The sequence below is a fragment of the Streptomyces sp. NPDC104581 genome (assembly GCF_055583685.1).
The window spans coordinates 257354-282161 of record NZ_JBVJNN010000004.1; the positions used below are offsets into that span (position 1 = coordinate 257354).

Sequence of the window (24808 nt, forward strand, 5' to 3'; positions counted from 1 at the left end):
AGGAATGCCGCCACCACATGTCGATCCGTACGCGCACCCGTACCGCCGTCCCGCGCCGCGCCGCGCTCGCCACCCTGAGCGGCCTCGCGACCGTCCCCCTCATCGGCTGCGGCACGAGCACCCGGGAGGAGGCGCCGGGATCCGGCTCCGGCCCCACACCGTCGGCGTCCGCGCCACCGGCCTCCACGCGGGCGGCGGGGAGCACGAAACGCGCGTTCGCCCGGCTGGAGCGCGAGTTCGACGCCCGGCTCGGCGTCTACGCGATCGACACCGGCAGCGGCCGCTCCCTCACCCACCGGCCCGACGAGCGCTTCGCCTACGCCTCCACGTGCAAGGCGCTGCTCGCCGCCGTCATGCTGGACACGCACTCCCTCAGGCAGCTCGACCGGCTCGTACGGTACGACCGCGCCGATCTCGCCGGCGCCGGCTACTCGCCGATCACCGAGAAGCACATCGCCACGGGGCTGACCCTGCGCGAGTTGTGCGACGCGACCGTCCGCTACAGCGACAACGGCGCCGCCAACCTGCTCTTCCGCGAACTCGGCGGTCCCAAGAGCCTCCAGACCGCCCTCGCCTCCATCGGTGACCGTGTCACCCGGTGCGACCGCTACGAGGCCGAACTCAGCGACGCGGTCCCCGGCGACCTCCGCGACACCAGCACGCCGCGTGCGCTCGCCACCGACCTGCGCGCCTATGTGGTGGACGACGCCCTCGCGCCGGAGAAACGCGCCGTGCTGACGGACTGGCTGAAGCGGAACACCACCGGCGACACGGTCATCAGGGCGGGCGCCCCGGACGGCTGGCAGGTCGGCGACAAGACCGGCACCGGGGGCTACGGCACCCGTAACGACATCGCCGTCGTCTGGCCCCCGAAGGCGGCCCCGATCGCCATCGCCGTCCTCTCCCGCCGTGACTTCGAGGACGCCGAACCGGACGACGCCCTCATCGCCGGGGCAGCCGCGGTCACCCTCAACGCCCTGGCGTAGCCGCCACGTCACGCGCGGGGGCGAGCCGGCGTGCCTCGGCCGACTCGATACGCGCCGCCTGGGCGTCCGTGACGACGTCGCAGACCCAGTCCCAGTGCAGCGCCACCAGGTCCCCGGTGGCGAGGCCCGGGAGCAGCGAGCGGCCCCCCGTGGACCAGCGCGCGGTCTCCTCGCGGGGCGGCCCGTGGGTCAGATCCGTACCCGTCCAGGTCAGGGGGCGGGACTCGACCGTGGCGGACTCGCCGTCGACCGCGCGGACCACCCCCGTCCGGATACGGCACCGGTCGAGTACCGACAGCGCCGTGGGATGGCCCGAGGCGCGCAGCAGTCCGGCCCAGGGGTAGACGTCGAAGACCTGGAAGCTGTGGTGGGCCAGTGCGCGGTGGCCCGCGTCGCGCCATGTGCCGCCCGACTGGCCCCGGAAGCGTTCGCGCATCCGGGCCAGCAGGGCCGCCGGGTCGGCCCGGTCCAGGAGGTCGTTGCCGATCCAGTACGCCTCGACGACGCGCTCGTCCAGCGGGTCGTCGAGACCGGCCGACTCGGCGAGGAACTCGAGATAGCACCAGGCGCCGTCGAACTGGCGGGCGCCGCGCTCGATGCCCTCGGTGTCCGTGTGGCTCAGCAGGGCCGTGTGGTCGGCGGGTCCGCAGTAGCCGAGTTCGTTGGGCGGATAGGCGTACCGCGCGAAGAGGATGGCGCCGCGCTCGCTCATTCAGCAGATCCTGGGGAGTTGTTCGCCGACGGGGAGGCCGACGACCCGGGTGCCGCCGAGACCGGTCCTGGCGACCACCATGCCGGGGTGTCCGGTGACGCAGGTGCCGATCCGGCGCGCCCCGCGGCCGAGTGGGTGCGCCGTCATGGCGGCGAGTACCTGGTCGGCGGCGGCGGCGGGCACGATCGCGATCAGCTTGCCCTCGTTGGCGACCTGGAGGGGGTCGAGTCCGAGCAGGCTGCACGCGTCGCGGACGGTGTCGGGTACGGGCAGGTCCCGCTCGGTCAGTTCGACGCCGACCGCCGACGCGGTGGCGATCTCGTTGAGTGAGGCCGCGACGCCGCCGCGCGTGGGGTCGCGCAGGACGTGCACGTCGGCGCCGGTGGCGAGCATCGCGGCGACGAGGCCGTGCAGGGCGGCGGTGTCGCTCTCGACCGTGGTGCCGAAGTCCAGGCCGTCGCGGCAGCTCATGACCGCCACACCGTGCACCCCGATGTCGCCGCTGATCAGCACGGCGTCGCCGGGCGCGGCGCGGCGGGGGCCGATGTCGACGCCGGCGGGGACGACCCCGATGCCCGAGGTGTTGACATAGACGCCGTCACCGCTGCCGCTGTCGACGACCTTGGTGTCGCCGGTGACCAGCCGGACCCCGGCAGCCCGTGCCGCCGCGCCCATGTCCTGGGCGATCCGGCCGAGTTCGGCGAGCGCGGTGCCCTCCTGGAGGATGAAGGCGGACGACATGAACAGGGGTGTCGCGCCCGACATCGCCAGGTCGTTGACGGTCCCGTTGACGGCGAGGTCCCCGATGGAACCGCCGGGAAAGAACATCGGCCGGACCACGTACGAGTCGGTGGAGAAGGCGAGCCGGGTGCCGTCGCCGACGGTGAGTACGGCGGAGTCGCCGAGTTCGGCCGCGGCGGCGGAGCCGTACGCGGGGAGGAACAGGTGCTCGACCAGTTCGGCCGACATCGCCCCGCCGCCGCCGTGGCCCATGACGACGGCGGGGGTGGTGCGGAGGGGGACGGGGCAGGCCCAGTTCTCGAAGTCGAGGTCGCTGCCGGCCGGGGCCGGCCCGGGCGGGGTCGCGGGGGCGGGTACGTGGTCGCTGGTCCGGGTCCCGGTCACTGGGCATCGACCAGTTCGAGCCGGCGGTAGGTGAAGTACGCGGCGCACGCGCCCTCGGAGGAGACCATGGTGGCGCCCAGCGGGTTCCTCGGGGTGCACTCCTTGCCGAAGGCGGCGCACTCGTGCGGCTTGATCAGCCCCTGGAGTACGTCGCCGGACCGGCAGAGCGGCGATTCGGCGGTGCGGATGCCCGCCACGTCGAACCGGCGCTCGGCGTCGAACTCCGCGTATTTCCCGGCCAGTCGCCATCCGCTGTCCGGGATCATGCCGATGCCGCGCCAGGTGCGGTCGGTGACCTCGAAGACGTCGCGCAGCATCTCCATGGCGGGGAGGTTGCCCTCCTCCCGTACGGCGCGTGGGTAGGCGTTCTCCACTTCGTGGCGGCCCTGTTCGAGTTGCAGGACGGTGCGGCGGACGCCTTCGAGGATGTCGAGCGGCTCGAACCCGGTGACGACGACGGGCACCCGGTACTTCTCCGCGAGCGCCGGGTACTCGGAGGTCCCCATCACGCTGCACACGTGCCCGGCGGCGAGGAACGCCTGGACCCGGCAGGCGGGGGACTCCATGACGGCGGCGATGGCGGGGGGTACGAGCACGTGCGAGACGAGCAGCGAGAAGTTCCGCACGCCGAGCCGCCGGGCCTGATGGACCGTCATGGCGTTGGCGGGGGCGGTCGTCTCGAAGCCGATGCCGAAGAAGACGACTTCCTTGTCGGGGTTGTCGCGGGCGATCCTCAGCGCGTCGAGCGGTGAGTACACGACGCGTACGTCGCCGCCCGCGCTCTTGACCGAGAACAGGTCCCGGCCGCTGCCGGGCACCCGCAGCATGTCGCCGAAGGAGCAGAAGACGACGCCGGGCCGGGAGGCGATCTCCAGTGCCCGGTCGATGACCTCCAGCGGGGTCACACAGACCGGGCAGCCCGGACCGTGGATCATCTCGACCCCGTCGGGCAGCAGTTGGTCGATGCCGTGCCGGATGATCGAGTGGGTCTGGCCGCCGCAGACCTCCATCATCGCCCAGGGGCGGGTGGTGGCCGCGTGGATCTCTTCGACCAGCCGCCCGGCGAGGTCGGGGTCGCTGAACTCGTCGAGGTACTTCACAGTCCGCTGCCTTCCGCTTGCACTGATTCCCGCTGTCCCGCGGCGAGTTCGAAGCCGTCGCCGAACTCCTCCGCCAGGAGCCCGAGCTTCTCGAAGTTCGCCAGGGTCTGCCGGGCCGACGCCTCGTCGAGCCGCTGGATGGCGAAGCCGACGTGGACGACGACGTATTCGCCGATCTCCGCGTCGGGGATGTACTGGAGGCAGACCTCCTTGCGTACGCCGCCGAAGTCGACCTGGGCCATCAGGGCGCCGTCGACCTCGGCGGTGCTGAGCACCCGTCCGGGGACTGCCAGACACATGGTGTCGCTTCCTTCTCTCTGGGTGTGTGACTCCGGCGCCGGGTCAGCCGGACGCCGCGACCAGCAGTTGCCCGAAGGCCACGCCGCCGTCGTTGGGCGGCAGCAGAACGGGACGCAGCACGGTGAAGTCCTTCGCTCTCAGCGCCCGTTGGGTCGATTCGAGCAGGACGGCGTTCTGGAAGACCCCGCCGCCGAGAGCCACCACGGCGAGCCCGGTCCGCCGCCTGAACAGCTCCGCGAGATCGACGGTGAGGGCCGCGACGGAGGCGTGGAACCGCGCGGCGACCAGCTCCGGCGGGACCCCCGCGCTCACGTCGGACACCACCGCCCTGATCACCGGGCCGGGGTCGGCCACGACCGGCCCGCCGGTGACCTCCGGATCGAGGAGCGCGAACGCGTAGGCGCCGGCGTCGCGGGCGGTCTCTCCTTCCGCGGATCTGGCCAGCCCCTCCAGCGCGATCGCCGCCTCCGCCTCGTACGCCACCTCGTGCCGTACGCCCGCCAGTGAGGCGACGGCGTCGAAGAGACGGCCCATGCTGGAGGTCGGTACACAGCCGAAGTCCGTCGCGAACTGGTGGGCCAGCACGTCGCGTTCCCTGGCCGGGCAGGCGGCGACGGCGGGCAGCTTCTCGTCCCACCCGATCCCGGCGGCGTGCAGATGGGCCAGCGCCATGCGGTACGGCCGCAGCACGCTCGCGTCGCCGCCCGCCAGGGGTACGTACGCCAAGTGGGCGGCCCTGCGGTACGACTTGTAGTCGGCGATCAGTGTCTCGCCGCCCCACACCGCGCCGTCGGCGCCATGGCCGGTGCCGTCGTAGGCGAAGCCGATGACGCTCTCGCCGGGGCCGGTGCCGTGTTCGCCGAGCACGGCGGCGATGTGCGCGTGGTGGTGCTGCACGGTGCGTACGGCCCTGCCCCTGGCGTGCGCCCGGGCCCAGGCGCCGGAGCGGTAGCCGGGGTGCAGGTCGGCCACGAGCTGCCGCGGTTCGACGCCGGTCAGCGCCCCGAGGTGGTCGGCGGTGCGGGTCAGCGCGTCGACCGTGGAGAGGTCGTCCATGTCGCCGATGTGCTGGCTGACCCAGGCGTAGCCGCCTTCACCGAGCGCGCAGGTGTTCTTCAGATCGGCGCCGGCCGCGAGCAGCGGCGGGATGTCGAAGGGCAGCGCGAGGGGCAGCGGCGCGTACCCGCGTGACCGGCGTACGGGCAGTTCGGTGCCCGCGACGGACCGGCTGACCGAGTCGTCGCACGGCACCCGGATCGGACGGTCGTGCCGCAGCCAGGCGTCGACCAGCGGGGCGAGTTCGGTGAGCGCCCGCGCGTCGTCGGTGACGATCGGTTCACCGGAGCGGTTGCCGGAGGTCATCACCAGCGCGTCGGGGCCGGGGGTGTCGTCGCCGATACCGAAGAGGAGGGTGTGCAGCGGGGTGTACGGGAGCAGCACGCCGAGGTCGGGATTGCCGGGCGCGACGGCTTCCGCGAGTCGCCGGGAGGCGGGCGGTGTGCGGCGGGGCAGCAGCACGATGGGCTTTCTGGTGCCGGTCAGGAGCGCCCGCTCGTCGTCGGTGACCGTCACCAGTTCCTCGGCGACGCCGAGATCCGCGACCATGACGGCGAAGGGCTTGCCGCCGCGCCGTTTGCGGCGGCGCAGTTCGGTGACGGCCGTCTCGTCGCGGGCGTCGCAGGCGAGGTGGTAGCCGCCGAGCCCCTTGACGGCGACGATCTTTCCGTCGGCGAGCAACCGCCGTGCGGCGCGCAGCGCTTCGTCGCCGTGGTGGACCGCCCGGCCGTCCTCCGCGATCAGTTCGAGACGCGGCCCGCAGGCGTGACAGGAGATCGGCTGGGCGTGGAAGCGGCGGTCGCCGGGGTCGTCGTACTCCGCGCGGCAGTCGTCGCACATCTCGAACGCCGCCATGGTCGTCGCCGCCCGGTCGTACGGCATGCCGGTGACGATCGTGAAGCGCGGGCCGCAGTGGGTGCAGGTGATGAAGGGGTGGCGGTGGCGCCGGTCGGCGGGGTCGCGCAGTTCGGTCAGACACTCCCGGCAGGTGGCGGTGTCGGGTGAGACGAGGGTGCGGACCCGGCCGGTGGCGCTGGAGTCGGCGATGACGAACTCCGCTCCCCCGGTGGGCGGTTGGTCCGTCTCGGCGACCGACTCCACGACGGCCAGCGGCGGCGGGCCGGTGCGCAGCCGGCGTCCGAACTCCGCGACCGCGCCGGGATCACCCTCCACCTCGGCGACGACACCGCCGCCGGTGTTGGTGACGGAGCCGGTGAGCCCGAGTGCGGCGGCGGTGACATAGACGAACGGGCGGAAGCCGACGCCCTGGACCACGCCCCGTACCTCGAACCGGCGCCGGACGCACGGCGGTTGTCCGGCCGCGGGGGCGGTGCGGGGACCGGGCGCCGCGTGGTTCCCCGTCCCAGCGCCCTCGTCCTCGTCCTCGCGGGCGCCGCTGCCCATCATCTCCAGCCCCGACAGGGCTCGCGCGGCCTCCGTCTCGTCGATGACCTCCATCGCGAAACCCATGTGCAGCAGCACCCAGTCGCCCGCGGCCGGGGGCGTGTCCAGCATGCCGATGTTGATACGGCGCCGGGCGCCCTCCACGTCGACGAGGGCGAGCTGGTCCGCGTACCCCTCGACGATCTCCACGACTCGCCCGGGGATACCGAGACACATGATCAGGACCTCCGGGTCCGGGCGGGTGCGGGTTCCTTCGTGGGTGTGCGCGGCGCGGGCCCGGCCGCCGAGAGCCGCCGGACCAGCGCGCGCACCTCCGCCACCGCTTCCGGTACGACGGCGGAGACGGCCTCGCTGAGGCCGATGCCTTCGTCCACGTCGGCGGGGGTGCACCCCACAACGTGGGTGAGCGGCAGCGTACCGCCGAGTTGGCCCAGATTCGCCAGGACTGATACCGGATTCATGCCGTGTGCGTCGAATTCACCCGTACCGAGGTCGCCGGGGCCCACCTCCAGGACCGTCAGCTCGCCGGGCGCGCCGCCGCCGGGGTACGCGTCGACCAGGACGAGCGCGTCGTACCCGTCGAGGAGGTCGTACGCGAGGTGCATGCCCCGGATGCCGTAGTCGACGACGCGGACGCCCGCGGGGAGCGGCGGCCCGGGGTCGGCGGCGAGCCGCCGTACGACCTCCGGGCCGAAGCCGTCGTCGCCGAGGAAGAGATTGCCGATGCCCGCCACGAGCAGGCCGCCGGCGCCGGTGCCGTCGGGCCGGCTCTCTTCCTTGGCCACGCTGTGCTCCCTGGTCGGGGATACGGGATTCCCGGCGGACGCCGGGCCGGCGTCAGTTGCCGCCGGACTGGAGGTTCGGGGAGTCCGGATCGGTGGGGCCGCCCGGCTTGACGGAGGTGTCCGACTTCTTGTCGGAACCGCCGGCCGGCCGGTCGGCGGGACCCGCGGACGGCTGGTCGGAACCGGTGTCGCGCGACCCCTTGGGGCCCCGCTCCGACTGCGGTTCCTCGTCGTGACGGCCACGCTTCCTGTCAGTCATCGGATGCTCCTCTCACTCGCGTCACGCGCTCACATCGAGCGCATCTTGACGTACCTGCGGATGTCCGGGATCGAGCGCACACCAACGGCGACGACGACGGCCGCCACGGCGGCGGCCGCGCCCGTGGTGATCATTCCGAGGATTCTCACGAGGGGTTCTCCTTCCTGTGTGGTGCCGGACCGGGGATGTCGTCACCCTCACGGGGGTCCCCGTCGGGCAGCGGTTCCAGTTCGTCGGGGGCGAAGTAGAAGTAGCGGCCGTACCAGTCGTGCATGTCGGCCGCCGGGTCGTCGACCAGGACGAGGGCGACGTGCACACCGCCGTCGACGTCCGAGAGCACGGCCGTCACCCGCGCCACCCTGCCCGCGAAGAAGAGGTCCTGGGCGTCGGCGCGGCGGGACGGGTGGACGCGGACGAGGCTGCCCTTGGCGACGGCGACCCCTTCGATGACGACGGTGTCGGACTCGGGCGTCACCGAGGCGTCGGCCGCCGGGTCCCACCAGGGCGCGCCGCCGGTGTCGAAGGCGGGCGGCTCGGCGTCCCGCAGATCGCCGCGCGGGCCCGGGGCGCCCGGGGCCGGTGGCGCGGTGGGGCCGTGCGGGTCGCGGAGCAGACCGTGGAGTTGTCGCAGTGCGTCCGGGGACATCGTGTCGCAGCGGTCGATGATCTCGCGGGCCCGCGGGTCGGTGGCCCGCGCCTCCGCCTTCTCGTCCTCCGTCATGGTCATCACCCGGAGCGTCAGGATCTCGTCGATCTCGGTGGAGTCGAACAGGGCGCCGGGGCTCTGTTCGGCGATCTCGGGGTGGTCGTAGAGGATGATCGGCGCGCCCAGCACGGTGTCCGTGGAGCCCTTGGCCCCGGCCAGCACCGGCCAGCACCTGTGCTGCCGGCACCGGGCGGCGGCGGGGGCCGCCTCGTCCGGAGGCTCGCGCAGCGAGACGAACGCGGCGCCGCGGGCCTGGAGGAGCAGATGGGCGCCGATCAGGGAGACACGGATGGCACCGTCCTTGTCGGTGGCGGTCCCCGGGTGCTCGTTGTCCACCGAGACCGAGAGCCGTACATGGCCGTCGTCCCGGGTGCTACGGGTGCGGACGCGGACCGTCAGCGGTTCGCGGCGCCGTACGACACGCCCGGCCGGCACACCGTGTTCGTCCGTCAGCGGTTCGCTCTCCTCGCCGCCGGGGACGGTGCGCAGTTCGTCGGTCGTACCGGACCCGCCGCCCAACGGGACGGCGCCCAGGTCGAGTTCGCACTCGACGGCCTCGTCCCAGCTCAGGACGGTGGCGCCGGCCACGGTGAGTTCACCGACGGCCGTGTGGCTCCCGTCCGGCTCCCTGCGCTGCACCTCGCGCACCTGGAGCTGGAGGAACCGGAGCCGTACGGTCACCTCGGCGGTGGGGGCCGAGGCGCCGTCGGGGACGGTGAGCAGGGCCTGCATCGCCATGCCGGGTTCCTCGGCGAAGCTGCCGGGTGCGGCGCCGGGCGGGCCGAGGACGCCGAACTGCCAGCGGGAACGGTTCTTGTGGGAGCTGGCGCGGTACGGGTACAGCAGATAGCCCTCGTACAGCACCGCGTCGGCGATCGTCCGGACATGGTCCAGCCCCACCGGGGTGGTGGGAGTCGGCGGGGTCATGTGACCACCTCACCGATCTCGTCGGCGGCGGTCCGGGCCCGCGCGTCCGCCAGCAGCGTCGTCACCGTCTCGTCCCAGCTGATCAGTCCGCGTCGTTCACGGAAGTCGGCGAAGCGCGCGAGTACGTCGTGATCCAGCCTGATCCAGCCGGAGTTGGGGAAGTGATGGGCGATCATCTGCCGCCAGACGGCGACCGGCAGCTGATACCGCGCCTCGCAGTCCCAGGGCACCTGCCGCACCCCGAGTCCCGAACCGCCGCCGCTGCCGGCGTTCTTGGCGAAGACGGTGCCCGAGAAGAGCAGACTGATCGGCACCGTCCCCTCCTTGAGCGCGTGCAGATAGCGGGAGCCGACGACGTCGAAGTCGTAGGTGCAGGGCAGCGCGATGTCGACCTCGGTGGAGCCGGTGAAGCCCTGCACGGTCGTGTGGCACTGCATCCACTGGAACGGCCGCAACGTCTCCGACCAGCGCTCGCGCTCTCCGAACAGGCCGCGCAGGGCGTCCTGTTCGCCCGCCCCGTAGTGGCGGCGGCGCGGTTCGATACGGACCTGGCAGCGCAGCACGATCGCGTGGATGCGCTCGTCCGAGCCGTCCTCGATCCGCAGCCGCGCGGTCAGCTGGGGCGCGGCGGTGTACGGCTCGGCGACGACGTCCTGTACGGAGAACTCCAGTCCGGGGGCCGCGGCGCCGCTCATGCGGGACCGCCCGCGGCGGTGGAAGCACTCACGGCCGTGGGACCGCTGTCGGCCGGACGGCCTTCCACGCCCGCCGGATCGGCGGGACGGCTGCGGGAGCGCACGTGCTCGAAGAAGTCGTCCATCGCGGCGTGCGCCTCCTGGCCGCCGTCGAATCCCCGCCACAACGCGCGCAGGCGGCCCACCAGTTCGTAGCACGCGTCGACCGGGACGAGATGGCAGGACGCGACCACTTCGCGCCCTCCGCCGCCGCCCGCCTCCGTACGGCGTACGAGCAGCGCCTCCACGTCCGGGCGCAGCACGGCCAGTCCGGGATTGGCCTCGACGATGGTCGCCCAGGCGTCCAGGGGCAGTTCGGATTCGGTCGCCCCGGCCGGGCCCGGGTAGAAGGCGACGGTGCGGTCCTGCACGGAGTTGCGGAACACGAACGCCAGACCCACCGGGATCTGGAGTTCGTCCCAGGTGCGCGCGTCCAGCGGGAGACCGTCGAAGCTCAGATACCGGTCGGGGACCGTGCGGTAGCGCAGTTCCGCGCCCTCCTCGGTGAACAGCAGGGAGCAGGCCCGGCAGCCGCACATCAGAGCACGGCTCTCCAGATTCACCACGTGCCGGTGCTCCTCGCCGATCGGCGCGGCGCACATCTCGCACCGCTCGCCGACCGCGGGACCGGGCCGGCCGCGGCTGACCCGCAGCAGCGCGGCGGCCGGGGACGCGGCACGGCCGGTGGGCACGGCACGGCCCTGGGGCGCGCTCATGTCGCGACCACGGACGGGGCGGGTAGCGGCGACGGCACGGCCACCGAGGCCGACGCGCCGTCCGCCAGGAGCGGCAGCGGGTCCAGATGCGCACCCTCCGCCTCCGCGTCGAGACAGACACCTGCGCGCCGTACGTCGTAGTGGGCGCGGCAGGCGGGACAGCTGAGCACCCCGTCACCGGAGTCGCCCCCGAGGCGCCGGGCCAGCGTGGCGCCCTCCATGGGGCGCTCGCACCGGGCGCACCGGTCGCGGAAGGCGAACAGATCGGACCCGATCCGGCAGGCGACGACCGGCAGCCCGCCGACGGTGAGGCGCTCGACGCCGCCGGACTCCAGCGCGAGCAGGGCGGGGACCGGCTCCCAGGTCGCGCCCGCGTCGCCGGCGCCCGTTGCGGGCCCCGCCTCGTGGAGCCGGGAGAACAGGGCGTCCACCGGCACCAGCGGGCCGGTGGCTCCGGCGGCCGCCTCGTCGGCGGCCTCGACCTCGATCGTGGTGATCTCCGGTGCCGCCGCCTCGACCGCGCCCCGCACCGCCAGCGCGAGCGTGGCGGACGAGGACGGGCAGCCGTCACAACTGCCCAGCAGCCGCAGCCGCACGGCTCCTTCGTCCGTGACGCCCAGCAGTTCCACGTCCCCGCCGTGCGAGCCGAGATACGGCCGCACGCTCGCCAGGGCGTTCTCGACCCTGGTGGTCACGGTGTACGGGTGCAGTCCGTGCACCATCAGCACGCTGGCCACCAGGTCGTCGGCGGCGAGGGCGGCCAGGATCTCGTCGTCCAGCCGCCCGTGCTCGTGGACGAGGTCGAGGAGCCGTTCCAGACCGGCGCCGTAGAAGTCGGTGACGAGGCGCACCAGTTCCTCGCTGCGCTCGCGTGCGACCACTCCCCCGGCCGCGCTCGCGGAGATCAGGGTGTCGATGCGTTCGCCGGTCGCCCGCCACTCCTCGGACCTCGCGGGCTCCCCGGGGTCCGGGGTCCCGGAGGCCCGCCGCTCCGCCATGTCGCGGACGTCCCCCATGTCACTCACTGCCCGCGGACTGCGTGGGCGAGTGCAGCAGTTCCAGTTTTCTGCCCTCGCCGAGATACATGTGCACGCCGCAGGGCAGACAGGGGTCGAAGCTGCGGACCGTCCGCATGATGTCGATGCCCTTGAAGTTCTCGCGGTCGTTCTCCTCGAAGATCGGCTGGCCCTGCACCGCGTCCTCGTAGGGCCCCGGCGTCCCGTAGGTGTCGCGGGGGCTCGCGTTCCATGGGGTCGGCGGGTAGGGGTGGTAGTTGGCGATCTTGCCGTCCCTGATCACCATGTGGTGCGAGAGCACACCGCGCACGGCCTCGGTGAAGCCGCATCCCACGCCCTCCTCGGGCACCTCGAACTTCTCCCAGGTCTTGGTACGGCCCGCCCGGATCTCCACCAGCGCCTTCTCGGCGAAGTGCAGGGCGCAGGCCGCCGCGTACGCCTGGAAGTAGGTCCGCGCCCGGTTGCGCTCGATGGTGTTGCTCCAGCGCGGGACGTGCCACTCCAGCTCGACCGGGCCCTTGAGCGCGGTCTTGGGAAGGTTGATCTTGACGCTCTTGCCGGTGGCCCGGATGTAGCCGATGTCGACGAGGCCGGCCAGCGCGGTGACCCACAGCCGGGCGAGCGGGCCGCCGCCGGTGTCGAGCGCGAGGTAGTCCTTGCCGTCGAACCAGCGCGGCGACATGACCCAGCTGTACTTGTCACCCAGGTCGCGCTTCTGCGGCTGCGGGTTGGTGTGCTGGTTCCACGGGTGCCGCCGGTCGACCGGGTTGCCGAGCGGGTCGTGGGTCACGAACATCTCCTGCTCGTCCCAGTCGTTGTAGTACGACGAGCCGAGCAGGATGCGGATGCCGAGGTTGATCTTCACCAGGTCGGTGGTGACGAGCTTGCCGTCCACGACGACGCCGGGGGTCACGTACATCTTCCGACCCCAGTCGGTCATGTCCTTGTACTCGAAGTTGCAGTGCTCGGGGTCCTGGAAGGAGCCCCAGCAGCCGAGCAGGACACGGCGGTTGCCGACCTTCTCGTAGCCGGGCAGCGCCTCGTAGAAGAAGTCGAAGAGGTCGTCGTGCATGGGCACGACCTTCTTCATGAACTCCACGTAGCGCTGGAGGCGGGTGATGTAGTCCGTCATCAGCTGGATGGTCGCCACCGTGCCCACCCCGCCGGGGTAGAGCGTGGAGGGGTGCACATGGCGGCCCTCCATGAGGCAGAACATCTCACGCGTCATCCGGCTGACCTGGAGGGCCTCGCGGTAGAACTCGCCGGTGAAGGGATTCAGCGAGCGCATGATGTCGCCGATGGTCCGGTACCCGTGGTCGTCCGCGTGCGGGGAAGCGGTGCGGTTGGCCTGTTCGAGAACGCCGGGGTTGGTCTCGGCGACCATCTTCTCGCAGTAGTCGACCCCGACCAGATTCTCCTGGAAGATATTGTGGTCGAACATGTACTCGGCGGCTTCGCCGAGATTCACGATCCACTCGCCGAGATGCGGGGGCTTCACGCCGTACGCCATGTTCTGCGCGTAACAGGAACAGGTGGCGTGGTTGTCGCCGCAGATGCCGCAGATGCGGCTGGTGATGAAGTGGGCGTCGCGCGGGTCCTTGCCCTTCATGAAGACCGAGTAGCCGCGGAAGATCGAGCTGGTGCTGTGGCACTCGGCGACGACCTTCTGCTTGAAGTCGATCTTCGTGTAGATACCCAGGCTCCCGACGATTCGGGTGATGGGATCCCACGCCATCTCCACCAGTTCGTCCCTGCCCTGGCTCGTCGCCGTCATGGGGCCGCCTCTTCTTTCTTCTCGCGATTCGTCGAGCGATGAGTTACCAGGTGGGTGCCCCACCGGCCGGTGAATTCGCGGCCGATGGGGCACCGTTCGGACTACCAGGTGCGGGTGGCACCCGTGGTGAGCCGCTCACCGCGTCTGCGCCATTTCGGCTCGCGGTCGAGCGTGTGGGTGGTGATGTCGCGCAGCCGCCGCATCGTCGCCCCGTACACGCCGACGGCGTTCGCGGAGAACCGTCCGCCCGGGGGCTCGTCCATGAACGGCATGAATTTGTCCGGGAATCCCGGCATGGTGCAGCCGATGCAGATGCCGCCGACGTTGGGGCAGCCTCCGATGCCGTTCATCCAGCCGCGCTTGGGCACGTTGCACTTCACGGTGGGGCCCCAGCAGCCGAGTTTCACGATGCACTTGGGCGAGCCGTACTCGGTCGCGAAGTCGCCCTGCTCGAAGTAGCCGGCCCGGTCGCAGCCCTCGTGCACGGTCTGGCCGAACAGCCAGGTCGGACGCAGCGCGTCGTCGAGGGGGATCATCGGAGCCTGCTCGGTGGCCATGTAGAGCAGATAGGTGAGCGTCTCGGAGAGGTTGTCCGGCTGGATGGGGCAGCCGGGGACGCACACGACGGGGATCCCGGCCTTCGACTTCCAGTCCCAGCCCAGATAGTCGGGCACGCCCATGGCACCGGTGGGGTTGCCCGCCATGGCGTGGATGCCGCCGTAGGTGGCGCAGGTGCCGACCGCGACGACCGCCGTGGCCTTCGGTGTCAGCCGGTCGAGCCACTCGCTGGTGGTCATCGGCTGCCCGGTCGCCGGGTCGTTCCCGAAGCCCGACCAGTAACCCTCTTCCTTCAGCTTCTCGTTCGGGATGGAGCCTTCGACCACCAGGACGAACGGGTCGAGTTCCCCGCGGTCCGCCTTGAAGAACCATTCCAGGAAATCGTCGGCGCCGCCGTTGGGCCCGCATTCGAAATCGATCAGCGGCCAGTGCACGGCGATCTTCGGAAGACCGGGCAGCGCGCCGAGTGCGATCTCCTCGATACTGGGCTGGGTGGCGGCGGTCAGGGCGACCGAATCGCCGTCACAGCTCAGTCCGGCATTGATCCACAGAACGTGAATCAGCGTGTCCTCTGCTTTTCTCGCCGCTTCTGTCGGCATAGCACCGCTGCCTTCCGGGATTGGCCCACCCGATACCCATGACGTCATGGGTGTGGCGTCGCTCACATTGCTACCATCTACGATCCGGCCGAGCGTTCTGTCAACACGGGTTTCGTCCGGGCGGCCCTGCTTTTCGCCCCGGCGAATCAGGGCCGGTCGAGTGAATTACCGGAAAGGCTGGGCGGTGGAATGCATGAATTGTCAATCACTCAGAGCATTGTCGACGCGGTGTGCGAGCGCGCCGCGGGAAGACCGGTGCGCACGGTCAGCGTCCGGGTGGGCGCGCTGACGGCGGTGGTCCCCGATTCGATGCGGTTCTGCTTCGATCTGACCACCGCGGGCACGGTCGCCGAAGGCGCGTCCCTGGAGATCGAACAGCCTCCGGGAACGGCGCACTGCCAGGCGTGTTCACAGGACTTCGCACTGGCCGATCTTGTATTGCTGTGTCCGTGCGGGAGCGCCGACGTGCGGATCACGTCGGGACAGGAACTCCAGATCATCTCCATGAGAGTGGGCTGACCCTATGTGCGGTACGTGCGGTTGCTCCGGCGGAGGCGAGGGGGGCGGCGGGACGCGAATCGCCGTACCCCACACGCATCCGCACGGCGGCGGCGAGACCATCACCCTCGAACAGCGGGTGCTCGCCAAGAACGAGCACCTGGCCGGCCACAACCGCGCCCGGCTCGCCGAACAGGGCATCGTGGCGGTGAACATGATGAGTTCGCCGGGCGCCGGGAAGACCACGCTCCTGGAGCGCACCATCAGGGACTTCGCCGGCCACCGTCCGGTCTCGGTCATCGAGGGCGACCAGGAGACGACGCTCGACGCCGACCGGATCAAGCGGGCGGGCAGCACCGTCGTCCAGGTCAACACCGGGGCGGGGTGCCATCTGGACGCGGAGATGATGCGGGACGCGCTCACGACCCTGACGCCGCCGGCCGGGTCGCTGGTCCTCGTCGAGAACGTGGGCAATCTGGTCTGTCCCGCCCTCTTCGACCTCGGGGAGCGCAGCCGGGTGGTGATCATCTCGGTGACCGAGGGCACGGACAAGCCGCTCAAGTACCCCTATATGTTCGCCGCGGCGGACCTGGTGATCGTCAACAAGATCGACCTGCTGCCGTACGTGGACTTCGACGTCGCCCGCTGCGAGGAGTACGCCCGCTCGGTCAATCCGGGTCTGACGCTGCTGACGCTGTCGGCGACGACGGGCGAGGGGATGCGGAGCTGGTACGACTGGGTGGCCGCGCAGTACTGAGCCGGGCGGTCGCGTCGCCGCGCGACCCCCGGGCCGTACGGTCACCCGGCACCTGCCGTCATCGGGACTGACGACGGCCCCCGTCAGGGAGTCGGTCGTGAGCGGGGTGCCGGCGACCGGCACCCGGCAGTTCCCGGCGGTGTCGCCGTCGACGGCGCGGAAGGCGACACCGTCCCACGCGGTGCTCGACCGGGTGGCCGCCCTGCCGCGTGCCACCTCGGGCGCACCCCGCACCAAGAGTGCGTACGGGAGCCGAATCCGGCTGCGAATTCGTGGGGCCGGCGGGCTTTTTCGGGATGTCTTGGAAATCGGACTCTGCATGACGGGTTGTTCGTCGTGACCACGGCGTGACACACGGTACGGTCGTCACAGCTCCGAGTAAGGGGCCCATCGGTTCGTCAGGTATTTCCGTAGCGGTTCACGCCACGGAGCGGCGGGCCGCGTGTCGCGACGATCCCCCGGAAGGAGACGTGTTGAATCCGCACCCGCCGGCCGTCCGTGTCACCGTTGCCCCCGGCCGCCCGATGAATCAGCACAGCCTCCTCGGCCTCGCCGCCTTCGTGCAGCTGCACAGAATTCACTATCTGTCCTACGCACGGGCCAGACTGCTCGACGAGACCGCGAGCCGGGCCGCCGTCGACGCGACGATCTCGGCCGTCGCGGGCCGGTGGGGCGAACTCCTGCGCAACGCGCGCCCCGCGGCCGAGGCCTGGCGGCAATTGCGTGAGCAGATCCAGGCGGCCGGCCGGGACACGGACGGACTGGACCCGGCCGTGGGACGGCTCTACCGCGACCTGTCCCAGGACACCGCGGACACCGCGCTGCTGCGGTGGCGGCTGTCGATGCCGCCCGAGGTCATAGCGGATCTGATGGGCATCGACATTCCCACGGTGACGGCTTCGCTCCTGACGGCCCGGCGGCAGTTCTCCGACACGGCGCTGCGACAACTGGAGCACCACGTCTCCGAGCGGTGACATCGACCGGCAAGCGCGGTGGTGCGCGTCCGCGGTCCGCCCTCCTGGGATGATGCCCATTCCCTGGCGGTATCGGGATCGGGATCGAACTCGGGAGGGGCTCTCCGTTGCCGGACAACAGGCGTGTCGACTTCCGTTCCGAGTGCCGCGAGGATGTACGACTGGCTGCTGGGCGGACATGACAACCACAAGGTGGACCGGCGGGCTTCCGAGGAATTGCTGAAGGTCGCACCGACCACGGGGGAACTGGCGCGCAACAATCGTCTACGTCGACGACGACCCCGTCGTCCTCGCGCACGGTCAGGCAGTCTTCGACGAGAACGACCGGAGCGTGGTCATCGCGTCGGACATGCTGGAGACCGAATACATCCTGGAACACGCCGACTTCACCCGGCCGATCGACCTCGACCAGATCGATCCGGTCGCCCTCCAGGACTCGGAGACCGTCGCTGATGATCTGCCTGGCGTAGGCGGCGGTCTGGAGGAGGCCCGGCGCGATCCGTGCCTCCTCCAGCGCAGAAGTACACGGCCTCCGAATCCAGCCCGATCAGCCGCTGCGTCCACGAGTCCGCGCAGTCGGAGTAGCGGTCGAACCACTCCGGTTCCACCGCGCGGCGGGCGAGGAGCAGGAGAGCGGCGCGCTCGTCGGGGGTCGCCCCGTACCGGTCGGCGAGAAGGTCGATGTCACGCGGGTCCGGCGGGCTCTCGGCCCGTTCGAGCCGGCTCACCTCGGAGACGGACGCGTTGATCGATCCCGCCGACGCGGTCGCGGTGAGTCCGCGCGCCTCGCGCATTTTTCGCAGCTCCAGGCCGGGCACGATACCGGCGGCGGTCGGATTGAGGACGGGGCGGCGAACAGGGCCGGGGACATGACCGAGAAGCGGGGCCCGGAGGGTCTGGCGCAGGGGACACGCGTACTCCGTTCATGAATGGGCGCGGCTCGTCACGGCACGGTGAATGCTCGTATGTCCCAACGAACTGATGCCCCGGAACACGCCAGTTGGACTGCGGGGCGTCGAACTCGCCTTTCCTCGCACCGTCCAGGAAAGCGGCCGTCTCAAGTGCCGCGAAGATCAGCGCCGGGCCGGTCCCGACCGGTCGAGTCATCCATCGCCACCTTGCCGCGCGGCAGAGCCGCCGGTTCCACGCCGTGACCATTGACCGTGCTCTCGGCTCTTGATCCATTGCGCCGTGCTGGACCCCGCCGAGACGCCGTTCCGACGGCCGCCCACACGTCTCCCCCTCACTGTGCTCGAACAATCCGGCTTCCCACCCGTTCCCCGCCCATTCAGGCCCCTGAAGAGGTGACGCCGCAGACGGGACGTGCGCGTGATCCCCCCGAAGGGTGGTTCCGAAGGAGTGTCGGGCTCGACATCGGCCCGGAGATGGACGTTCGATTGGACCGGCGGTACGACCTCACCGATCGCGACGGCCGCGCGATCGGCCCTCCCACATCCAGGAGCAGCCATGACCACCGAGCAGGAAGCACTCGACGCCATCCACCACGCGTTCGGGGACAGCGCGCACGCCGAGGTGAACGTCCTCCCGGCGGGCAACGTCTCGATCATCCTCACCAAGGGCGAGCACGCGGCGACGATCGACGGGCACCCGGAGAGCGGCTGGGGCTGGACGATCGACCCCGCCGACGACGAGGGGTTCAGCGGGCACGAGAACACGGCCGACACCCTCGACGAGGCGCTCGCCGGTGTCCGCGCCGCCCTGATCTGAACGGGCGCCCGGCACCGGGCACGTGAGGTGCCGACGGGCGGGACCGCACACGAGTTCTGGTGCGGCGCGCGCCCGTCGGCCCGTGACGGCTCCCCGGTCGCCGCCGGTCCGGGGCCGGGCCCGGTCATGAGTGTCTGGCAGATCGCGGTGCGGAGCGGTAGGGTCTCCGCGATGACTACCTACTCCGACGTCAGATTGGGGGACCCGTCCGCGCAAGGTGAGTGCTGATGCTCACTGAGACCGTGCACGGGATTTCCCGCTCCTCCTTCTGGCCGCGCGTGCGTGAGTTCGCCGTGCCGCCCTCCATGATCCGGACCGCGACCGCCCGCCGGGAAGCCGGCGACTGGGCGGGGGCCTGTGCCGCCGCGGGCATCGATGTCGATCTCCGGCCACGCTCCGCCGCTCGTCTGTACGGCTCGGAGTTCGCGGCCCGACTCCGCGCGGATCTGCGCCACTTGGCTCCTGACCTGTTGCGCTGGCACATGCCGAGAATCGCCCCCGACGGGCTGTTGCGCCCGGGGCTGACCGTCGCGCTGGCCCGCTACGACACCGTTCGCCGTGCCGGCGGCCGTGACACCGCGCACCGAGTGCATCTCGTCGTCCGGACCCCGCCGGCCTGGGCGGACGCCGGTCAGCGGATCAGCCTCGCGCTGTGGGACGGCTCCCGCGCCGCGCCCGGCGCCCGCGACCATCCGCGGCTCCATCCCCATCCGCATCCCGACCGGCGGTTCCGGCTCGATCTGCACCGTCATCTGTGGGACGCGCGCAGGACGGACGAGCTGCGCGTACGGTCCGGGGCCGGTCCCGCGCAGGCCGGCGACCGTCCCGCGACGGACCCGGCTGTGGCGGCGGCGGTGCCGCCGGGGTACCCGTGCGCCGTCGACCGCTGGGCGGCCGAGGCGGACATCCTGCTGCGCGCCGACGGGCGCTCCGGCGGGACCTTCACCGTACGGCTCGGGGCCGGGCGGCGGCCGGCCCTGGAACTGGTCACGGACCGGGGCGGTGCCGGGCCGCCCGTACCCCGGCTCACGGTGGCGTCCCCGTACGGTGCCGGCTCCGCCGTGCCGGTCCTGCCCGACGCGGCGACGTGGGTACTTCCCGACCTGGAGCTGCTCCGGGCCGGTCTGATCGGGCCCGACGGGCTGCACCCGCTCGTCGCCTCGGCGCTGGTACCGGACCACACGCCGCGCGGCCCCTCCCGTGCCCCGGACCCCGTGGGGCGGGCCCGTCTCGTCGCGTGCCGGGGAGCCGAGCACCGGATCGGTCTGGTGGACGGGGTGCTGGCGCCGCTGGACCACGACCCCGACGAGATCCGGCGGGAGGAGCTGCTGGCCGCGCTGAGCGGGACTCCGCTGCCCTGTCTGCGGGCGATCGACGAGGCGCACCGCGCTCCGGACTGTCTCAGCGGTGTCCGCGAACGTCTGGACCACGGCGACTCGGACGGTGCGCTGGCCGTCGTCGAGGGCCTGCTGGGCCCCGACGCGCTGCTGCGCGACGGCCCTCTGCGGGACGAGCTGGAGGCCGCCGCCGAACGCCGGATCGTCCACGGGCTGTTCAGGGCGGGGATGACCGGTCCCGGCCCCCGGTCGGGACGCGGTCTGCCGGGTGGCCGCCGTCCCCGTGACATTCGTTCACGACCGCGTCACGGCACCACTCGCTGAACCGGACCGCCACCGGTCCGCACAGGGCTCCGCGCCCCGCCCCCACTGCACTCGCTCCGCCCACCGACGAACCCACAGGTGATGAAACTTGTCCTCAGACGCCCTTCTCGCCCCGGCCGACGCCACCGTCGCCCCCGCCCACGGCTCCCAGCTCACCGTCGCCGACGACCTCCTCGCACTGCTGCGCGACACGGCCACCGAACCGCGCCCCGACATCCAGCTGGAGGCCCTGACGCTGGCCGTGGCCGCCGATCTGCCCGTACTGCTGTGGGGTGAGCCGGGGATCGGCAAGACCGCCGCGCTGACACACCTCGCCGAGTCCCTGGACCTGCCGCTGACCACGGTGATCGCCAGTGTCCACGAGCCCTCCGACTTCGCGGGCCTGCCCGTCGTGGGGGACGATCCCGCGGAACAGGGCGTCCCGATGGCCCCGCCGGACTGGGCCGTCCGGCTGGTACGGACGGGCCGTGGGCTGCTGTTCCTGGACGAACTGTCCACCGCCCCGCCGGCCGTTCAGGCCGCGCTCCTGCGTCTCGTACTGGAACGGCGGATCGGCGCGCTGCGACTGCCCCCCGAGGTCAGGATCGTGGCCGCCGCCAATCCGCGGGCGTCGGCGGCCGACGGCTGGGAGCTGAGCCCGCCGCTGGCCAACCGGTTCGTCCATCTTCAGTGGGTCCACGACCACGAGGTGGTCGTACGCGGTCTCGCCGGGACATGGCCGCGGGCGACGCTGCCCCGGCTCGACCCCGAAGTCCTGCCGGAATCGGTGGACTTCGCACGTCGCGCCGTGTGCGGTCTGCTCTCGGCCCGCGCCGCGCTCGTCCACCGGCTGCCGAGTGACGAGGCCCGCCGTGGAGGCCCTTGGCCGTCCCCGCGAAGCTGGGAGATGACGCTGCGTCTGATCGCCTTCGCCACGGCGGCCGGCTCGTCGCGGGAGGTCCTCTCACTGCTCGTCAGGGGCACCGTGGGGGACGGTCCGGGGCTGGAGCTGCTGGCGAGTCTGGACCGGATGGACCTCCCGGACCCGGAGGTGCTTCTCGCCGACCCGGCGGGTGCGGTCCTGCCCGAGCGGGGGGATCTGCGCCAGGCCGTGCTCGACGGGGTGGTGCGGGCGGTGCGCGCCCGGCCGGAGAGGGACCGCTGGGACGCGGCGTGGGCGCTGCTGGTCCGGGCGATGGAGACCGGGGCCCCGGACCTGGTGGTCGTCCCCGCGACCACCCTCGCCTCGCTGCGGCGGGAGGACTGGGACGTCCCCGCGTCGATCGACCGGCTCGCCGGAGCGGTGTCCCTCTCCCGGCGGGCCGACCGGGCGGCGGCCCGTGCGGCGGAGGTCGCGGGCGCCGGGGGCGTCGCGAGGTCCGGCCGGTGAGCGCCGGCACGCCGGGGACGGGAGCCCTGGACCGCGACAAGCTGTTCGCCGCCCGGCTGCACGCCGTCCGGGCCCGGCCCTTCCTGGCGACGGCGCTGTTCGCCCTGCACGTGGTGGAGTCACGGCGGGTTCCGACGATGGCCGTCGACCGGCAGTGGCGGTGCTACGTCTCCCCCGCGTTCGTCGCCCGGACGCCGGTGGAGGAGCTGGCCGGCGTCTGGGTGCACGAGGTGTCGCACCTGCTCCGTGACCACCACGGACGCGGCGACCGAGTCGCGCGGGAGCGTGGGCTGACCGGCCGGGCCGAGCGGCTGCGGATGAACATCGCGGCGGACTGCGAGATCAACGACGACGTGTTCGGGGACGGTCTGGTCCGGCCCGAAGGCGCCGTCGTCCCGGAGCTGTTGCGGCTGCGCGAGGGCGAGCTGATGGAGGACTATCTGCGCCAGTTCGGGCTGGGTCCGCTGACGCAGGGCATGGCCTGGCTGGACTGCGGCAGTGGCGCCGACGGGCTGGAGCGGGAGTGGGACCTCGGGCCGGAGGGCGCGCACGGACTGAGCCCGCGGGAACGGGACGCCGTTCGGTTCCGGGTGGCGCGGGGCATCACCGCCCGGCCGGGGAACACCCCGCGGGGATGGCGCAGATGGGCCGCGGAGGTGTTCCATCCGCCGCAGCCCTGGCGGGAGTTGCTGGGGGCGGCGGTCCGCTCGGCGACATCCGGTTCGGGCGCGGGCGAGGACTACACCTACGGCAGGCCGGCACGCAGGTCGGCCGGGTTGCCCGGTGTGGTCCTGCCGAGCCTGCGGCGCAAGCCGCCCCGGGTCTCGGTGATCATCGACACGTCGGGGTCGGTCAGTGACGACGAGCTGGGCAGCGCGCTCCTGGAGGTGGCGGCGATCTCCCGTGCCGTCGGTGGCCGCCGGGACCTGGTCTCCGTACTGCCGTGCGACGCGGCGGCCCAGCGCGTGCATCCGCTGTGCCGGGAGGCCGGCATCCCGCTGGTGGGCGGTGGCGGTACGGATCTGCGCGCCGGCTTCGCCAAGGCGCTGCGGACGGGACCGCGGCCGGACGTGGTCGTGGTCCTGACGGACGGTCAGACACCCTGGCCCGGCGCCCGGCCGCCGTGCCGGACGGTGGTGGGGCTGTTCGACCGCCGGCGGACCCGGTCGTGGGACGAGGAAGAGGACGACCCCGGCTACGTACCGGACTCGCCGCCCGCGTGGGCCCGGGTGGTCACCATCGACTCGGGCTCCGCACGGTGAGCGCCGACGCGACCGGACATGGGACGCGGTCAGTGCGCGTACAGGACCGCGAGTCCGGCCTCGCCCGCGTCGAACCGGGCGAGGACCTCCGTGACCGGCGCCGAACCGTCGTGGTCGACGAGGAGCACCGGCTGCTTCTCGCCGTCGTGTTCGGCCGGGACGAAGTCGGTCACGATCTCCCGGCGGAGCAGGACGACCCGGTCGTCGTCCGTGGCGTCGGCGGGGAGGCCGGGCAGGTGCTCGCCCAGAGGTCCGGGGCTGTCGGTCGCCTCACCCGCGAGCAGCTGCCCGGACGTCGTGACGACGACCGCGAGACGGTCGCCCGTCCGTTCGTAGCGGGCCGACAGGTCGAACGGCAGGAGGTAGAACACCCCTTCCTCGCCTTCGTGGCCCCGGCCGAGCAGCAGGGAGACCAGGCGCTCACCGGCGCCGCGGGAGGTGTGGTCGAGGCCGAGGAGCACCACGGGGGTGTCCGCGTCCAGTGCGGGAACCGTGGTGATCCACATGCGCGCCGAGTCGTCCATGGGAGGGATTCAAGCGCATGCCACCGACAGTCCGGGGCGCGGGATCGGCGGCGCCCCCTCCCGGGCCACGGGTCATGGCGTGACGAGCACCTTCAGCGAATCGCGCCGGTCCATCGCCCCGTACCCCTCGGGCACCTCGTCCAGGGGTACGGCGCGGTCGAAGACCCGGCCGGGTTCGACGGTGCCGTCGAGGATCGCCGGCAGCAGTTCGTCGATGTAGGCCCGTACCGGGGCCGGGCCACCGGTCAGGGTGACGTTGGGCCCGAAGAGACTGGTGAAGCCGACCGGGGCGGTCTCGTACTGCGGCACCCCGACGCGGCTGATCACACCGCCGGGGCGTACGACGCCGACCGCCGTCTCGTAGGCGGGCATGTGGCCCACCGCCTCCAGTACCGCGTGGGTGCCCTGGCCGCCGGTCAGTTCACGGACCTTCTCGACGCCCTCCTGGCCGCGCTCGGCGACGACGTCGGTGGCGCCGAAGAACCGGCCGAGGTCCGTACGGCTGCGGTGACGTCCCATCAGAATGACGCGTTCGGCGCCGAGCCGCTTCGCCGAGAGGACCGCCAACAGGCCCACCGCGCCGTCGCCTATCACGGTGACCGTGGTCCGTTCGCCCACCTGTGCCCGCTTCGCCGCGTGGTGGCCGGTGCCGTACACATCGGCCAGCGTGAGCAGCGACGGCAGCAGCGCGGAGTCCTCGCCCACGGGGAGCCTGACCAGGGTGCCCTGGGCCTGCGGGACGCGGACCGCCTCCGCCTGCGCGCCGCCCACGCCCGCGGCGAAGAAACCGCCGCGCGGGCAGGAGGTCTGGAGACCCTCCCGGCAGTACGCGCAGGTGTTGTCCGCGTACGCGAACGGTGCCACGACCATGTCACCACGCCCGAGTCCGGAGACCTCCGTGCCGATCTCCTCGACGACGCCGAGGAACTCGTGTCCCATGGGGACGGGGCCGTCGGACGCCGCCATGGTGCGGTACGGGTGCAGATCGCTGCCGCACACACAGGAGCGCACGATCCGCACGATCGCGTCGGTGGGGCGCTCGATCACCGGGTCCGGCGCGTCCTGGACACGCACGTCACCGGCTCCGTACAGGAATGTTGCCCTCATAGGGATGTTTCTCTCTCACCTTGATGATGACCAGTGGGCATCCCGAGTGAATTCACGCGCTTCTCCTTTTTCGGAACAGAGTAGAAAGGAACGGAGAGCGGGGCCCGGAAATGCTTCCGCTCCACACTCGCACGCGATCGGCCGCCCGCGGGGAGGAGAGTTTCCTCCCGG

25 protein-coding genes and 1 pseudogene are annotated in these 24808 nt (G+C 71.9%); 9 read left to right on the forward strand and 17 right to left on the reverse strand.

Annotated elements, in window-relative coordinates; translation table 11 throughout:
• Positions 1–17 precede the first annotated feature (17 nt).
• The gene (bla, locus tag ACZ61E_RS05980; protein WP_469697901.1) at positions 18–986 is read left to right on the forward strand and encodes a class A beta-lactamase; all 969 of its coding nucleotides are present in this window, start codon (positions 18–20) and stop codon (positions 984–986) included.
• Here the strand turns inward: bla and ACZ61E_RS05985 are convergent.
• The 14 genes from ACZ61E_RS05985 to ACZ61E_RS06050 form a co-directional block, all read right to left on the reverse strand.
• Positions 970–1698, reverse strand: a complete 729-nt coding sequence (locus ACZ61E_RS05985) for a DUF6390 family protein (RefSeq protein ID WP_469697903.1) — start codon at positions 1696–1698, stop codon at positions 970–972. The genes bla and ACZ61E_RS05985 overlap by 17 nt on opposite strands.
• Positions 1699–2691, reverse strand: coding sequence for a hydrogenase expression/formation protein HypE (hypE, locus tag ACZ61E_RS05990; protein ID WP_469697986.1), 993 nt, complete (start codon positions 2689–2691; stop codon positions 1699–1701).
• Positions 2692–2819: 128 nt separating this feature from the next.
• Complete coding sequence (hypD, locus tag ACZ61E_RS05995; RefSeq protein WP_469697905.1) at positions 2820–3923, reverse strand: hydrogenase formation protein HypD; 1104 nt, start codon at positions 3921–3923, stop codon at positions 2820–2822.
• Positions 3920–4222 carry a HypC/HybG/HupF family hydrogenase formation chaperone gene (locus ACZ61E_RS06000; protein WP_469697907.1) on the reverse strand — a complete coding sequence of 101 codons (303 nt, stop codon included), beginning with the start codon at positions 4220–4222 and terminating at the stop codon, positions 3920–3922. The genes hypD and ACZ61E_RS06000 overlap by 4 nt, the downstream gene beginning before the upstream one ends.
• Positions 4223–4265: 43 nt before the next feature.
• On the reverse strand, positions 4266–6899 hold the full coding sequence (gene hypF / locus ACZ61E_RS06005; RefSeq protein ID WP_469697909.1) for a carbamoyltransferase HypF: 2634 nt from the start codon (positions 6897–6899) through the stop codon (positions 4266–4268).
• A gap of 2 nt (positions 6900–6901) precedes the next feature.
• On the reverse strand, positions 6902–7468 hold the full coding sequence (locus ACZ61E_RS06010; RefSeq protein WP_469697911.1) for a hydrogenase maturation protease: 567 nt from the start codon (positions 7466–7468) through the stop codon (positions 6902–6904).
• Between the two features lie 52 nt (positions 7469–7520).
• Positions 7521–7727, reverse strand: coding sequence for a hypothetical protein (locus ACZ61E_RS06015; protein WP_469697913.1), 207 nt, complete (start codon positions 7725–7727; stop codon positions 7521–7523).
• Between the two features lie 29 nt (positions 7728–7756).
• A complete protein-coding gene (locus tag ACZ61E_RS06020) occupies positions 7757–7876 on the reverse strand; it encodes a DUF6893 family small protein (protein WP_376520934.1) in 120 nt (39 codons plus the stop codon).
• Positions 7873–9360 (reverse strand): hypothetical protein, encoded by a 1488-nt coding sequence (locus ACZ61E_RS06025; RefSeq protein ID WP_469697915.1) that lies wholly within the window; start codon positions 9358–9360, stop codon positions 7873–7875. Before ACZ61E_RS06025 ends, ACZ61E_RS06020 begins: the two co-directional genes overlap by 4 nt.
• Positions 9357–10055 (reverse strand): DUF6084 family protein, encoded by a 699-nt coding sequence (locus ACZ61E_RS06030; protein WP_469697917.1) that lies wholly within the window; start codon positions 10053–10055, stop codon positions 9357–9359. The genes ACZ61E_RS06025 and ACZ61E_RS06030 overlap by 4 nt, the downstream gene beginning before the upstream one ends.
• A complete protein-coding gene (locus ACZ61E_RS06035) occupies positions 10052–10810 on the reverse strand; it encodes a DUF5947 family protein (protein WP_469697918.1) in 759 nt (252 codons plus the stop codon). Before ACZ61E_RS06035 ends, ACZ61E_RS06030 begins: the two co-directional genes overlap by 4 nt.
• The gene (locus ACZ61E_RS06040) at positions 10807–11826 is read right to left on the reverse strand and encodes a NifU family protein (protein WP_469697988.1); all 1020 of its coding nucleotides are present in this window, start codon (positions 11824–11826) and stop codon (positions 10807–10809) included. The genes ACZ61E_RS06035 and ACZ61E_RS06040 overlap by 4 nt, the downstream gene beginning before the upstream one ends.
• Position 11827: 1 nt before the next feature.
• Positions 11828–13600 carry a nickel-dependent hydrogenase large subunit gene (locus ACZ61E_RS06045; protein WP_469697920.1) on the reverse strand — a complete coding sequence of 591 codons (1773 nt, stop codon included), beginning with the start codon at positions 13598–13600 and terminating at the stop codon, positions 11828–11830.
• Positions 13601–13701: 101 nt separating this feature from the next.
• Positions 13702–14757 (reverse strand): NADH-quinone oxidoreductase subunit B family protein, encoded by a 1056-nt coding sequence (locus ACZ61E_RS06050; protein WP_469697922.1) that lies wholly within the window; start codon positions 14755–14757, stop codon positions 13702–13704.
• 189 nt (positions 14758–14946) lie between these two features.
• On the opposite strand from ACZ61E_RS06050, the gene ACZ61E_RS06055 reads away from it, so the two are divergent.
• The 4 genes and pseudogenes from ACZ61E_RS06055 to ACZ61E_RS06070 form a co-directional block, all read left to right on the forward strand.
• Positions 14947–15276 carry a hydrogenase maturation nickel metallochaperone HypA/HybF gene (locus ACZ61E_RS06055; RefSeq protein WP_469697924.1) on the forward strand — a complete coding sequence of 110 codons (330 nt, stop codon included), beginning with the start codon at positions 14947–14949 and terminating at the stop codon, positions 15274–15276.
• A gap of 4 nt (positions 15277–15280) precedes the next feature.
• Positions 15281–16012, forward strand: a complete 732-nt coding sequence (hypB, locus tag ACZ61E_RS06060) for a hydrogenase nickel incorporation protein HypB (protein ID WP_469697926.1) — start codon at positions 15281–15283, stop codon at positions 16010–16012.
• Between the two features lie 524 nt (positions 16013–16536).
• Complete coding sequence (locus ACZ61E_RS06065; RefSeq protein WP_469697928.1) at positions 16537–16986, forward strand: hypothetical protein; 450 nt, start codon at positions 16537–16539, stop codon at positions 16984–16986.
• A 153-nt stretch (positions 16987–17139) separates the two neighbouring features.
• Positions 17140–17359 (forward strand): annotated as a pseudogene (locus ACZ61E_RS06070) (SAM-dependent methyltransferase); the annotation flags it as partial.
• 13 nt (positions 17360–17372) lie between these two features.
• Here the strand turns inward: ACZ61E_RS06070 and ACZ61E_RS06075 are convergent.
• Positions 17373–17804 (reverse strand): helix-turn-helix domain-containing protein, encoded by a 432-nt coding sequence (locus ACZ61E_RS06075; protein WP_469697929.1) that lies wholly within the window; start codon positions 17802–17804, stop codon positions 17373–17375.
• A 649-nt stretch (positions 17805–18453) separates the two neighbouring features.
• On the opposite strand from ACZ61E_RS06075, the gene ACZ61E_RS06080 reads away from it, so the two are divergent.
• From ACZ61E_RS06080 to ACZ61E_RS06095, 4 genes are all read left to right on the forward strand, one after another.
• The gene (locus tag ACZ61E_RS06080; protein ID WP_469697931.1) at positions 18454–18714 is read left to right on the forward strand and encodes a hypothetical protein; all 261 of its coding nucleotides are present in this window, start codon (positions 18454–18456) and stop codon (positions 18712–18714) included.
• A 227-nt stretch (positions 18715–18941) separates the two neighbouring features.
• Positions 18942–20375 (forward strand): serine/threonine-protein kinase, encoded by a 1434-nt coding sequence (locus ACZ61E_RS06085; RefSeq protein WP_469697933.1) that lies wholly within the window; start codon positions 18942–18944, stop codon positions 20373–20375.
• Positions 20376–20463: 88 nt separating this feature from the next.
• The gene (locus ACZ61E_RS06090) at positions 20464–21744 is read left to right on the forward strand and encodes an AAA family ATPase (RefSeq protein ID WP_469697935.1); all 1281 of its coding nucleotides are present in this window, start codon (positions 20464–20466) and stop codon (positions 21742–21744) included.
• Positions 21741–23006, forward strand: a complete 1266-nt coding sequence (locus ACZ61E_RS06095) for a vWA domain-containing protein (RefSeq protein ID WP_469697937.1) — start codon at positions 21741–21743, stop codon at positions 23004–23006. The genes ACZ61E_RS06090 and ACZ61E_RS06095 overlap by 4 nt, the downstream gene beginning before the upstream one ends.
• A 29-nt stretch (positions 23007–23035) precedes the next feature.
• Here ACZ61E_RS06095 and ACZ61E_RS06100 read toward each other — a convergent pair whose 3' ends face one another.
• Positions 23036–23530, reverse strand: coding sequence for a hypothetical protein (locus tag ACZ61E_RS06100; protein ID WP_469697939.1), 495 nt, complete (start codon positions 23528–23530; stop codon positions 23036–23038).
• A gap of 72 nt (positions 23531–23602) precedes the next feature.
• Complete coding sequence (locus ACZ61E_RS06105; RefSeq protein ID WP_469697941.1) at positions 23603–24637, reverse strand: alcohol dehydrogenase catalytic domain-containing protein; 1035 nt, start codon at positions 24635–24637, stop codon at positions 23603–23605.
• Positions 24638–24808 lie beyond the last annotated feature (171 nt).